Origin of the sequence: Nocardia sp. CC201C, assembly GCF_030010695.1 — a bacterium.
GTDB lineage: Bacteria > Actinomycetota > Actinomycetes > Mycobacteriales > Mycobacteriaceae > Nocardia > Nocardia otitidiscaviarum.
On sequence record NZ_JASCXP010000021.1, the window covers coordinates 21,381 to 34,034 of the forward strand.

The following is a 12,654-nucleotide window of genomic DNA, read 5'->3' on the forward strand; positions in this document are numbered from 1 at the left end:
CACCGCACGGCCGCGATTTCGGTGGCACCGTCCCCATCACCACGGCGACGCGGCGCCCTGTGCACCCGACCCACCAGCACGGCGACGCGGCACCCTGTGGACCCGACCCACCAGCACGGCGACGCGGCACCCTGTGCACCCGACCCACCAGCACGGCGACGCGGCACCCTGCGCACCCGACCCACCGCACGGCATCCCGTGCACGCCCCTCCGCAACCACGGCGGGCAGGACGTCCGGCAGGTCGGCGCGGCTGGCGTGATCGGCGTGCGCGTGCGGTGGATCAGGTGTTGCCGGTGCGGTGGTGGCGTGCGCTCGCAACCGCGGAATCGAGGGCGCGCCGCGCCTTCCGCTCCCGCGCACGACGCCGAGAGTTTGCCCCGGAGCTGCTCGCTCGCGGGTAGGGTTGGGCGAAACGCATTGGGCGAGTGGAGGATAGCGTGCGATACGGGAACAGCCTGGAGATTCCGGACTCGCTGGAGGAGCTGTGCGCACCCGAGCGGATGGCGGTGATCGTCTACGACATGCAGGTCGGGGTGCTGTCACAGCTGCCGGACGGTGACGCGATCATCGAGCGGGTGGTGCGGGTGGTCGAGGCCGCCCGGCGCGGCGGCTACCCGGTGATCTTCCTGCGGCACATGTTCCTGCCCAAACGGCTGAGCGGAACGTTCGCGCTGCGCATGGCCATGAACTGGCAGCGGGTGGATTCCGTGGACGAGGTGCACCCGATCCTGCAACGCGACACCCCGGCCTTCGAACTGGTGCCGCAACTTCGCCCGACCGCCGACGAGACGGTCTTCGACAAGACGGCCATGTCGGCGTTCGAGGGCACGCCGCTGGCGGCCACGCTGCGCGATCTCGGCATCGGGGCCTACGCGATCGTCGGTGTGGCACTCGAGATCGGCATCGCCCCGACCGTCGCGCACTCCACCGATCTCGGCTTCATTCCGGTGGTCGTCAAGGACGCGGTGGGCGGACGTGACATCGAGGCCATGGATCGGGCCTGGGCCGACTTCGAATTCCAGGGCCACGCGGTGGTCACCGATATCGACACGCTCACACCGCTGTTCGAGAAATCGGCCTGAGCCTGGGAGCGAAAGGCTCAGTCCGAGGCGGGGATCCAGGCCGGGTGCCACAGGCGTCCGGTCTCGGTCCAGTTCATGAACCGCACGGTGCCGGTGATCTTGGGTGTCACCCACACCGCGTCCTTGCGCTCCTCGGCGGTGAGTTCGTTGTCGAACGGGCTGGTCTTGCGTTCCAGGCGGCGCAGTTTCGAGTCCAGCTCGCTCATCTCCTGTTCGCTGAAACCGGTGCCGACCCGCCCCAGGTAGTACAGCCTGCCCTCGTGCTCCACCCCCACCAGCAGGGAGGCGAAGCGGCGCACGTCCGAGCGCCGGAAGCCGCCGACCGTCACCGTCAGGGTGCGCCAATTGCGGGTCTTGACCCAGGACTGCCCGCGCTTACCGGGCAGGTACACCGAATCCCGGCGTTTGGCGACCACCCCCTCCATTCCGTGCTCCTGGCTGTAGCGCAGCGCCCGCGCCCCCGAACCGTCCAGGCGCGGCGGCACCACCAGCGAGGGCGACCGCCCGGCCAGCGCCTCCAACACCCGGCGGCGATCGTCGTAGCGTTTACGCAGCAGCGAGGTGCCGTCCAGGTAGAGCACGTCGAAGGCCACGAACACCGCCTGCCCGGCGTGGTTGCGCAACAGCCCGAGATTGGCGGTGCCGTGATCGTCGAAAACCACCGCCTCGCCGTCCAACACGATCGAATGCCCGGCCAGTTCCGCGCCCAGCCGGGCGATGGTCGGATAGCGGCCGGTGACGATATTCCCGGCGCGGCTGCGCAGCGTGACCGCGCCGTCGTCGACCTCGGCGATCAGGCGGAAGCCGTCCCACTTGGTTTCAAAGGCCCACTCGTCGGCCTCGAAGGAGGAGACGTCGCCGGGGGTTGCGAGCATGGGCGTGAGTCCGCGCGGCAGCGGCACGGGTTGCCGGGGCGGCGTGAGCACCCGTGCGCCGTCGCCCGACACCGCGCCGTCGCCATCCGGCCGGTCGAGTTCCGGATGCTGGTCCTTCATCAGGTGCATGAGCCACTGATTGCCATTGGTCTGGATGAGCGCGTACCGCCCGTCCAGCCGCTCACCGTGCAGGCGCACGATCACCTCGTCGTCGCGCCACTTCTCGGTCTCGTAGGTGCCCGCATCCCAGATGGTCATCTCCCCGGCCCCGTACTGGCCCTTGGGAATCGTGCCGTGGAACTCCAGGTACTCGAGTGGGTGGTCCTCGGTGTGCACGGCGAGGCGGTTCTCGTGGGTGTCGGTCGGCGGACCCTTGGGCACCGCCCACGACACCAGGACGCCGTCCCGTTCCAGCCGCACGTCCCAGTGTAGCCGCCGGGCCCGATGCTGTTGCACCACATAGCGATTGCCCTCGGTGGAGGCGGGACGAGCGGCGGGCACCGGCTCCGGGGTGCGGTCCGGGTCGCGCATGGAGCGGTAGCGGGTGAGCCGGTCGGGCTGATGTTCCGGCAGCGGTGCGTCCAGTGCGGCGATCAGATCGCCGTCGGACCGCCACCGTTCCAGCACCTCCTCGAAGCGTAGGTGCCGCAACTTCTTCCGATTCTCGATCTCGTCCCAGGTGCGCGGTGCGGCGACGGTCGGCTCGTCGCGACCGCGCAGCGAGTAGGGGGCGATGGTGGTCTTGGCCGGATTGTTCTGGCTCCAGTCGAGCAGCACCTTGCCCTCGCGCGCCGCCTTGGCCATGTTCGCGGTAACCAGATTCGGGTACAGCTGTTGCAGATTGGTGGCTACCTGTTTGGCCACGGTGGACGCGCCGCCCGCGCTCAACCGACGATCGAGCGGGACGTAGACGTGAATGCCCTTGCTGCCGCTGGTCACCGGGAAGGCGTCCAGGCCGACATCGCGCACCACATCACGCAGCATGAGCGCCACCTGCGCACACTGCCGCAGCCCGGCCCCCGGCCCGGGATCCAGGTCGAAGACCAGCCGGGTGATGGGGCCGCGTGCGTCACCGTCGAATATCCACTGCGGCACATGGATTTCCAGGGCCGCCTGCTGCCCCAGCCACGCCATGCCCGCCACCGAGTCGATCACCGGATAGACGACGGTGCGGTCGGAATGCTCGAGGCGATGGCGCTCGATCCACTTCGGTGCGTGGTCGGGCAGGTTCTTCTCGAAGAACGACGGCTCGTCCACCCCGTTCGGCCAGCGCTTGCGCGTCACGGCCCGCCCCGCGATATGCGGCAGCAAAGCCGGGGCGATGGCCGTGAAATAGTCGATGACCTCGCCCTTGGTGGTGCCGGTGGCGGGATACAGCACCTTGTCGAGGTTGGTCAGCGCCACCTCGACTCCCCCGAAACTCCGCCGGGACCCCATGCAGCCAGTCTAGAGGCGGGTACCGACAATCATCGGAACCCGTAAACCACACGGACCCGAAAAACCAACGGACCGTTCGGGTCCCCATCGGAGACACGAACGGCCCGAATGCCGCGCTCGGCCGGTTCCGGGTCCGCGCCCTGCACCATGATCGGGTCTGCACCCTGATCGACCCCGAACGAGGGCCGCCCGGAACAACGAGCCGTCCCGGGCGTCCCGGAGGTCGCTCGGCTTACGGCGTCGGAGGCTTCTGCTCCCCCGGCGGGTTCTCACCCGGAGTGGGATCCGGAGCGGGAGCCGGGCTCGCCTCCGGAGCCGCGCCCGCGCCGCCCTGCTCCGGAATGGCGTTCTTCACCGCCTCGGCACCCTTGTCGATCTTGTCGGAGTACTTGCCTCCGGTCTTCTGATCGATGAAACCCCCGGCCTTGTCCACCGCGGACTCGATCTTCTCGGCGTTCTGGGCCGCCACATCCTTGCCCTTGCCGACCAATCCCTTGAGCGTGTCCATAAGACTCACAGCCCTGCTCCTTCACACTCGGTCTTCGGTCATCGGCTGACATCTTTCCACCAGGTCTGTCCTGGTGGGACACCATTGCGGTCGATCCGCTGTCCCGGTTTCGGCACGGCGACGGCCGTACCCGCCGCGTCGGCCGCCGCCACCATCCGCTGTACCGGCTCCGACCAGCCGTGGAAGGCCAGATTGAAGGTCGCCCAGTGAATCGGCACCAGCAGTCCGTGCGCCGCGTTTCCCAGATTCAGATCGGCGTGTGCGCGCACCGCCTCCTCCGGATTCATGTGCACATCCGGCCAGGCGGCGTCGTACGCGCCGATGGGCAGCAGGGTCAGATCGAACGGGCCGAGCTTCGCGCCCGCCTCCGAGAACGCCTTGGTGTAGCCGGTATCGCCACCGAAGTACACCCGATGCCGCGGACCGGCCAGCGACCAGGACGCCCACAGGGTGGTGTTGCGCACCAGCCCGCGGCCGGAGAAGTGGCGGGCCTCCGTACAGGTGATCGTCAGATCCGTGCCCTCGTGTGCGCGCTGCAGCGTCGACAGCGAAACCGAGGTGCCCCAATCCATTTCGACGATCCGCTCGTCCGGCACCTGCCAGTGCCGCAGGTGCGCCCCGATCCCGAGCGGCACGATGAAGACCGCGCTCTGGCTCTCCATCAGACCCTGCACGGTATCGCGGTCCAGATGGTCGTAGTGGTCGTGCGAGATGATCACCGCGTCCAGCGGCGGCAGCTCGTCGAGCCGCTGCGGCACCGGATGCTGCCGGGCCGGGCCGATGAGCGGTGACGGCGAAACGCGTTCGCTCCACACCGGATCGGTGAGCACCCGGTAGCCGTCGATCTCGACCAGCGCGGTGGCATGGCCGTACCAGGTGACGGCCAGATCCGCGGCCTGTTCCGGCAGCTCGGGGGTGACCAGCGGAATCGGGCCGGGCGCACGGCCCAGATTGCGTTTGGTCAGCACCGAGTTCAGCAGCGAGAAACCCGAACCGGAGGCGATCTGGCTGCTCGGCTCGGTGTTGTGGAACTGGCGGTTGCGGTAGCGGACCGAGGCGGTGGCGGTCGGCTGGATGGCCGAGATGCCCGCCCCCATGGCCGAGGGAATACCCCACGCCGCGCGAATCAGCCAGCCGATGCCCACGGCACCGGCCATCGCACCCACCACGGTGCGCGCCGCACCCGTGAGTCGGTCCCGCACCACCTCGATATCGGTTGTCCCGGTGTCTCGTTCGGCATTCATCGTCCGGTGAACCTCGCTGTGCGCTTCTCCTGGCGCGCCAAGCGCGCCTCCTGTGCGTCCTCGCTCGTCCATGCCGCCCTCAGCGCCTCTCGCTGCTCGATGGTGTCGGCCTCACGGGTGCCGTCGTCGTTGAACACCAGCTTCATATGCCGCAGCGACAGCGGTGCCAGCTCCGCGATGGATTTGGCCCACGCCTGCGCGTCGGCGAGGGTGCCGAGGCGATTGGCGAAGCCGAAACCGTAGGCGTCCGCGGCGGGGATCGGTTCCGCGCCCAGCAACATGGTGCGGGCCGGGCCGGAGCCGATCAGCGAGGCCAGTCGGCGCACCGTCCAACGGTCCACGGAGATACCGAGTTTCGCGGCCGGAATGGCGATGTAGGAGTCGGGGCTCAGCACCCGCAGATCCGACGCCAGCGCCAGCTGCACGCCCGCGCCGAGCGCACCGCCGTTGATCGCGGCTATCACGGGCACCGGCACCGACTCGATGGTGCGCAACATGCCCATCAGGCCGTCCAGGAACTCGTCGGAATAGACGCCGTCCAGATCGGCCCCCGCACTGAAGATCGGCCCCTGGCCGGTGAGCACGATGACCCGTGCGTCGGCCGCCGCCTCCTGGACAGCGGTGCGCAACCGGCCCACCAGCTCGAGGTTGAGAGCGTTCCGGCGTTCCGGACGCTGCAGTTCGATGGTGACCACCTCACCATCGCGGCTGACTCCGAGCATCTGTCCCTTCCCCACTGTCGGCACCCTGGTCCCTTCACTCTAAGCGGGACCGACCGGCAGTTCCGCGCTCGACGCGGCCGTGTGTACCGACCGGTAACGCACCGTCGGTACTGTCTGGACGGTGAGCGCGACACCCGATGTGGACATCCTGGTGATCGGTGCGGGCCAGGCCGGACTCTCCGTCGGCTATCACCTGCGGCGACTGGGGCTGCGGCCCGAGCAGGACTTTCTCATTGTCGACCACTCCCCCGGACCGGGTGGCGCCTGGCAATTCCGTTGGCCCTCACTCACACTGAGCACGGTCAATCGTGTCCACGACCTACCCGGGATGGAATTCGCCGAAACCCTGCCGCCCGACGCGGCGCACGCGCAGGCGGCGACCGCGGTTCCGCACTACTTCGAGCTGTACGAGAAGCGGTTCGACCTGCGCGTGCACCGACCGATCTCGGTGGCCGTGGTGTGTGATCGTGCCACCGCCGCGACCTGCCCGAACACTGAAGTGGACGGGCTGCTGCACGCGGAGACGCGGGTGGGTGGCGAGCGGGCCGCCGCGCAGGAAGCCGGGGGCCTGGTGCTGGAGGGGGCCGAGGGCCGGGCACCGGAGGAGGCAGGGAGCCGCGCGGCGGAAGAGACTAGCGGCCAGGTGGCGGAGATGGCCGGGGGTCGGGTGGCGGACAACCCCGGAGACCGCGGCGGCGGCGCCGCTGGTCCGGAAACCGACCACGCTGTCGATTCCGGTCCGAGCGACGCCGCCACCTCGCGCACCGGACGAACCGCTCCAGCCGCCGCCTCCGACCTCGGCGGGGGCGTTCCTCGTCGGGTGCCCACCCCAGGCGCCACGCTGCGTGTCCGTGGCTTGATCAACGCGACGGGTACCTGGGACAAGCCATTCATTCCCTATTCCCGCGGCGCGGAAACATTCGCTGGACGACAACTGCACGCCCACGACTATCGCGCCGCCGCGGAGTTCGCGGGAAAGCACGTCGTCGTGGTGGGCGGGGGTATCACCGCCGTGCAGTTGCTGGATGAGATCTCGCAGGTCACCGGCACCACCTGGGTGACACGGCGGGAACCGGTGTTCCGGGACGGGCAGTTCGCGCCCGAGGACGGTCGGGCGGCGGTGGCGATCGTCGAGGATCGGGTGCGCCGGGGGTTGCCGCCCGGATCGGTGGTGTCGGTGACCGGGTTGCGCGAGGACGAGCGGGTGCGGGCGATGCGGGCGCGGGGAGCGCTGCACCGCCGCCCCATGTTCGACCACATCGAACCCGACGGGGTGCGATGGGCGGACGGGGAGTTCCAGGCGGCCGAGGTGATCCTGTGGTGCACCGGGTTCCGCAGCGCCCTGGATCATCTGGCGCCGCTGCGACTGCGCGGGCCCGGAGGCGGGATCACCATGGACGGGCGGCTGGCCACCCGGGTGGCGGCGGATCCGCGGATTCATCTGATCGGGTACGGGCCGTCGGCCAGCACGATCGGCGCCAATCGGGCGGGGCGGGCGGCAGCGGTGGAGTTGACGGAGTTCCTGGGGTGGTTCAGTCCGGAGCGCCTGCGGTGAAGGTTTCGGGGTCGGGGCCTACGCGGGCGCCTTTGTCCAGGGCGGAGATTCGCGACATCTGGTCGTTGGTGAGTTCGAAGTCGAAGACGGCGAAGTTCTCCGCGATGCGGGTGGGGGTGACCGATTTGGGGATGGCGACATTGCCCAGCTGGAGGTGCCAGCGCAGGATGACCTGGGCGGGGGTGCGGCCGGTTTCCTCGGCGACCGCGACGATGGCCGGGTCGTCGAGCAGGGTGCCCTGACCGAGCGGGCTCCATGCCTCGGTGGCGATGCCGTGATCGGCGTGGAAGGCGCGTAGCTCGGGCTGGGTCAACCGGGGGTGCAGTTCGATCTGGTTCACCACGGGGGTCTCGCCGGTTTCGGCGATCACGCGCTCGAGGTGCTCGCGGGTGAAGTTGGAGACGCCGATGGAGGTGATGCGCCCGGCGGCCTTCAGCGATTGGAACGCTCGGAAGGTGTCCACGTACAGGCCGGAGTCCGCGATCGGCCAGTGGATGAGGTAGAGGTCCAGGTAGTCCAGGCCCAGGCGTTCCATACTGGCGTCGAAGGCGCGCAGGGTGGCGTCGTAGCCCTGATCGGAGTTCCACAGCTTGGTGGTCACGTAGACCTGGTCGCGCGGCAGGCCGGAATCGCGGATGGCGCGACCCACCTCCGCCTCGTTGCCGTACACCATGGCGGTGTCGATGCTGCGGTAGCCGACCTCCAGGGCGGTGGTGACGGCGTCGACCGCTTGCTCGGGCGTCACCTGGAAGACGCCGAAACCGAGCTTCGGTATCACCTGCCCGTCGTTCAGCACGATCGAGGGGACGGCGCTCGTTTCACTCCTGAAGGTCACGTTCCGACCGTAGAAGCGGTTTGCCGCTTGGTCAATCAGCCCTTTCGCTGTGTTGGTCACCACTTGACAGGATGTTGGGTTTTTACAACACTATGTTGTGTGAGTCCAGTGCGAAGGGGTAAAACCCTGCCGATCTACAACCGCATCGCGGTGCTGCGGGCCGAGCACCGCATGAGCCGCGCGGCGCTCGCCGAGGCAGTGGACGTGAATGTGCAGACCATCGGGGCACTCGAACGGGGAGACCACTACCCGAGCCTCGACCTGGCCATGCGCATCTGCGACGTCTTCGGCGTGCCCGTCGAGGCCGTCTTCTCTCGCACCGAATTCACCCCGCTGTCCGCGGAGTTCTACTCGAAGGGGAAACCATGACCACCGCAACCGGTCTCATCGACCGCTACCAGGACTACCGGGTCCGCCGCTGGCTGGTCCACGAGCAGCGCATGGCCGGCATGCTCCCGACATGGCGCACCCGGCGCCGGCGGCGGGCGCTGGTCGTCACCGTGGCCGTCAGCCTCACCGCGCTCTTCGTCACCGGCGTGCTGTGCGCATTCGATCTGCAGTGGGCGACGCTGCTCATCCTGCCGGTGATCCTGACCTTCCTGGCCGCCTGGACCATGCTGCGCGTCGTCTCCCAGGGCCAGGACAACGCACCTGCCGAAATCCTCGACGAACTCGAGATCGCGCAGCGGACGGCCGCCCGATCCATCGGACTGTCGGTCACCCAGTGGCTGACGCTGCCGCCACTGTTCTACGTGATCTGGGCACCCGCCCTCGGCTCCGAGATGAGCGCCTTCCAGACCTCCTACGCGGGCGGCGTCATGATCCTGGCGACGTTGCTGGCCGGTGGCTGCGCTCCGGCCATGATCCTGGCGTGGACGCGACCGGAGCCGGAGCCGGAGGGCTGAGCCGGCCGGTCGACGGGCATCAGCCGACGGCGGGCGGATTGCCGAGACGGCGGTACCGGAGGTGTCGGGCCGCGCGCAGTTCCGCCACCGGGCGGGCGGTCAGCTCGGCCAACTCCTGCGCGATGACCGCGACCATGCGGCGGGCGAAATCCACCGGTTCGGCCGCCGCATCCGGGCGTTCGGGAACGATGCGGTCCACGATTCCGTCGGCGAACAGATCCACCGACCGGATGCGCTGGGACGCCGCCAATTCCGGAGCATGCTCGGTATCGCGGAAGACGATGGCGCTGGCTCCCTCGGGCGGTAGCGGCGCGAGCCACCCGTGCGAGGCCGCCAGCACCCGGTCCGCGGGCAACAGCGCCAGCGCGCCGCCACCGGTGCCCTGGCCGAGCAGGATCGAGATGGTCGGCGTATCCAGGGTGACGAGATCGGCCAGGCAGCGGGCGATCTCGGGGGCGAGTCCGCGTTCCTCGGCCTCGCGGGACAGCGAAGCCCCGGCGGTGTCGATCACCAGCACCAGCGGCACCCGCAACTGCAGAGCCAACTGCATGCTGCGGCGTGCCTCCCGCAAAGCGGCCGGACCCATGGTCGTCTCGGTGGTCTGTCCGGGGCGATCGTGGCCGAACACCACACACGGATTGCCGCGGAAGCGGGCCAGCGCGTGCACCACCGTCCGGTCGGATTCCCCCTGGCCGGTACCGCTGAGCGGCACCCGATCGGTGACCTGACGCAGCAGTTCGCGAATACCCGGACGGTCGGCACGTCGCGAGTTCAGAACCGACTGCCAGGCCGGAATAGCTTCCAACGAAGCATATTCCGCCGGAGAACAATCCAAAGTGGCTGGATCCCGCGAATATTCGGCATGCCCGACAGCGATTCCACTGAACACGTTGAGGGCTCGGTGTGCGATACGACGGAAAACCCGCACCGGGACCACACCGTCGATGACGCCGTTGCGATAGAGGTTCTCCGCCGTCTGCACCCCCTCCGGGAAATCGCGCCCGTACAGCGCCCGGTACACCCGCGGTCCCAGGAAGCCGATCAGCGCACCGGGCTCGGCGAAAGTCATGTGCCCCAACGATCCCCACGAGGCGAACACCCCGCCCATGGTGGGATTTCGCAGGTAGACCAGATAGGGGAAGCCAGCCGACTTGTGCGCCGCGACCGCCCCCGCGATCTTCACCATCTGCACGAAAGCGACTGTGCCCTCCTGCATTCGGGTTCCCCCGGAGGTCGGCGAGGCCACCAGCGGCAGCCCCAGCGCGGTGGCCCGCTGCACGGCCGACACGATGCGCTCGGCCGCCGCCACCCCGATCGACCCCGCGAGGAACCCGAACTCGCACGCGATCACGGCCACCCGCCGCCCGCGCAACCGCCCCTCCCCGGTCAGCACCGCTTCGTCGAGACCGCTCGCGGCCGCGGCCGCCCGCAGCTCGGCGCGGTACTCGGCGGAACCGGGAATCTGCAGCGGAGGCCGATCCCAGCTCACGAAGGAGCCGGGATCGAGCAGACCACCGAGAAGTTCCCGCGCCGCTGTCTTCACAGCGCGAGAATAGCCGTGTCCGATTGCGTCGCCGTCGGCGATGCCCGGATCAGTACCCCTGCACGACCTTGCGCAGGGCGTACTCGGTGACCGCGACCAGGGCCTGCTTCACCGGTTCCCGGCGGCGGGCGTCCATCGACAGAATCGGCGTATCCGCCGGGACCGCGAGGGCCTGGCGGATGTCCTCGATCGGGTAGCGAGGCGCGTCGTCGAATTCGTTGATGGCCACCAGGAAAGGTAGGTTCCGCGCCTCGAAGTAGTCGACGGCGGCGAAACTGTCCTCCAGTCGCCGGGTGTCGACCAACACCACCGCGCCGATGGCGCCGCGGATCAGGTCGTCCCACATGAACCAGAATCGGTACTGGCCGGGCGTACCGAACAGGTACAGCACCAGGTCATCGGCAAGACTGATCCTGCCGAAGTCCATGGCCACCGTGGTGGTGGCCTTCGATTCGACGCCACTGAGGCTGTCGACGCCGACACTGGCATTGGTCACCAATGCCTCGGTGCGCAGCGGAACGATCTCCGAAACGGCACCGACCAGGGTCGTCTTGCCCACACCGAAGCCACCGGCCACCACGATCTTCGCCGACGTCGGCTTGCTCGTGCGTGTGTCGACCTGTGTCGTCGAATCAAATACGCCGGAGTCCACTGAGAACCCTTTCGATCAGCTCGCGACGTTCATCGTCGCTGGAATCGTCTTTCAATGTCGCCGAAACCTTCACGTGGCCGGCTTCGATCAAGTCGGCGACCAACACCCGGGCCACCCCGATCGGGATGCCCAGGCGCGCTGCGACTTCGGCGACAGACGGCGATTCTCTGCACAACTCCACGATTGACGTCTCGATATTGGTGAGTTCGAACTGCCGCTCGAAGGCGACCGGATGCGATGCGACGAGCGCCTCCAACGCCAATTCCACCTTCGGCCGCGTGCGGCCGGCGGTCAAGGAATACGGGCGAACGAGGCTGGGCTCGGCGCTCCCCAAGCGCTGATTGTCTATGTCCATCCCACCATCAGGAACCCATCGTGACGCGAGGTGTGGCCTGGACTGTCTGGCCCACCCGCTCGACCAACAAAGCCATCTCGTATCCCACCTGGCCGATGTCACACGAGGTATTCGTGAGCACCGCGAGGTAGGAACCGTCACCAACGGCCATGAGCAACAGGTATCCGTGCTCCATCTCGACAACGGACTGCAGCACGGTGCCGCCCTCGAAGAGGTTGGACACGCCCACCGAGAGGCTCGCGAGCCCCGCGGTCACCGCGGACAGCTGTTCGGCCCGATCGACGGGCAGCTGCGCGCTGGCAGCCATCAGCAGGCCATCGGCCGAGACAAGCACGGCATGCGCGACGCCGGGAACCTCATTCGCGAAGTTCGAAACCAGCCAATCCAGCTGTCGCTTCGTACCACCTAGATCGGGGTTCATCGGTCTCCTTTATCTCCGGTTAGGTTCATTGCTTGCTGTGCACGGCCATCCCGGACGCCCTGCTGGTGACGACTCAGGCTGGACCTGATGGATTCCGGATCCCGGCGGGTGGTCCGTTCGGCGTTGCCGTTCACGCCGCCCGGCACCAACCGGTGCCCCGGATCACGCTGCGGCAGACCGGCTGCCGTGCGCTTCTCCGGCTGAGATTCCACCGCACGACGGGCCGCTTGCCAACCCTCGTCCCCCGGTGATTCGAAGGAGGCGGCCACCTGGGACCGGTCCGCGTTCGGATCCTGCAGCCACGCCGACATCATCTCAGCGAAGATCGGAGTGCCGAACGACGAGTCGTCTTCGCTGGCAGGCTGCAGTCGAGTCTGGAAGAACGACGCCGTCTTCTGCGGATTGGAGCGGAAGCTGTGCTTGCCCGGACCGGCGGGCGCCTCCTCGGTGGCACCGCCCGCGGCAGGGCCGCGCAGCCCCGGCACCGGAGCCGGACGCTGCGGCAGACCCGCACCCGGG

General features: G+C 68.4%; 12 protein-coding genes and 2 pseudogenes. 4 read left to right on the forward strand and 10 right to left on the reverse strand.

The window, feature by feature from the left end; translation table 11 throughout:
* Positions 1–438: 438 nt before the first annotated feature.
* Entirely contained in the window at positions 439–1,083 is a 645-nt protein-coding gene (locus QK444_RS04240; RefSeq protein WP_282777244.1) for an isochorismatase family cysteine hydrolase, read from the forward strand.
* 17 nt (positions 1,084–1,100) lie between these two features.
* Here QK444_RS04240 and QK444_RS04245 read toward each other — a convergent pair whose 3' ends face one another.
* The 4 genes and pseudogenes from QK444_RS04245 to QK444_RS04260 all read right to left on the reverse strand — a co-directional run bounded on the left by QK444_RS04245 (position 1,101) and on the right by QK444_RS04260 (position 5,869).
* A complete protein-coding gene (locus tag QK444_RS04245) occupies positions 1,101–3,395 on the reverse strand; it encodes an ATP-dependent DNA ligase (RefSeq protein ID WP_282777246.1) in 2,295 nt (764 codons plus the stop codon).
* Between the two features lie 331 nt (positions 3,396–3,726).
* Positions 3,727–3,912: pseudogene (locus tag QK444_RS04250) on the reverse strand (antitoxin); the annotation flags it as partial.
* Between the two features lie 29 nt (positions 3,913–3,941).
* The gene (locus tag QK444_RS04255; protein WP_282777265.1) at positions 3,942–5,060 is read right to left on the reverse strand and encodes an MBL fold metallo-hydrolase; all 1,119 of its coding nucleotides are present in this window, start codon (positions 5,058–5,060) and stop codon (positions 3,942–3,944) included.
* An 83-nt stretch (positions 5,061–5,143) separates the two neighbouring features.
* A complete protein-coding gene (locus QK444_RS04260; protein ID WP_029930959.1) occupies positions 5,144–5,869 on the reverse strand; it encodes an enoyl-CoA hydratase in 726 nt (241 codons plus the stop codon).
* Positions 5,870–5,990: 121 nt separating this feature from the next.
* Here QK444_RS04260 and QK444_RS04265 point away from each other — a divergent pair, with 121 nt between their 5' ends.
* Complete coding sequence (locus tag QK444_RS04265) at positions 5,991–7,424, forward strand: FAD-dependent oxidoreductase (protein WP_282777248.1); 1,434 nt, start codon at positions 5,991–5,993, stop codon at positions 7,422–7,424.
* Here QK444_RS04265 and QK444_RS04270 read toward each other — a convergent pair.
* The gene (locus tag QK444_RS04270; RefSeq protein WP_282777250.1) at positions 7,402–8,259 is read right to left on the reverse strand and encodes an aldo/keto reductase; all 858 of its coding nucleotides are present in this window, start codon (positions 8,257–8,259) and stop codon (positions 7,402–7,404) included. The two genes, QK444_RS04265 and QK444_RS04270, sit on opposite strands and share 23 nt — an antisense overlap.
* 99 nt (positions 8,260–8,358) lie before the next feature.
* Between QK444_RS04270 and QK444_RS04275 the strand changes: the two genes are divergently transcribed.
* Entirely contained in the window at positions 8,359–8,628 is a 270-nt protein-coding gene (locus QK444_RS04275; RefSeq protein ID WP_029930956.1) for a helix-turn-helix transcriptional regulator, read from the forward strand.
* The gene (locus QK444_RS04280; RefSeq protein WP_282777253.1) at positions 8,625–9,164 is read left to right on the forward strand and encodes a hypothetical protein; all 540 of its coding nucleotides are present in this window, start codon (positions 8,625–8,627) and stop codon (positions 9,162–9,164) included. The genes QK444_RS04275 and QK444_RS04280 overlap by 4 nt, the downstream gene beginning before the upstream one ends.
* 19 nt (positions 9,165–9,183) lie before the next feature.
* Here the strand turns inward: QK444_RS04280 and QK444_RS04285 are convergent, their stop codons facing one another.
* The 5 genes and pseudogenes from QK444_RS04285 to QK444_RS04305 form a co-directional block, all read right to left on the reverse strand.
* A complete protein-coding gene (locus QK444_RS04285) occupies positions 9,184–10,707 on the reverse strand; it encodes a carboxyl transferase domain-containing protein (protein ID WP_282777255.1) in 1,524 nt (507 codons plus the stop codon).
* Positions 10,708–10,756: 49 nt separating this feature from the next.
* Positions 10,757–11,359 carry an ATP/GTP-binding protein gene (locus tag QK444_RS04290; protein ID WP_172544792.1) on the reverse strand — a complete coding sequence of 201 codons (603 nt, stop codon included), beginning with the start codon at positions 11,357–11,359 and terminating at the stop codon, positions 10,757–10,759.
* Positions 11,340–11,714, reverse strand: a complete 375-nt coding sequence (locus tag QK444_RS04295) for a DUF742 domain-containing protein (RefSeq protein ID WP_029930952.1) — start codon at positions 11,712–11,714, stop codon at positions 11,340–11,342. Before QK444_RS04295 ends, QK444_RS04290 begins: the two co-directional genes overlap by 20 nt.
* Before the next feature lie 7 nt (positions 11,715–11,721).
* Positions 11,722–12,135, reverse strand: coding sequence for a roadblock/LC7 domain-containing protein (locus QK444_RS04300; RefSeq protein WP_029930951.1), 414 nt, complete (start codon positions 12,133–12,135; stop codon positions 11,722–11,724).
* Positions 12,132–12,654, reverse strand: a pseudogene (locus tag QK444_RS04305) (histidine kinase); the annotation flags it as partial. The gene QK444_RS04300 and the pseudogene QK444_RS04305, both read right to left, overlap by 4 nt.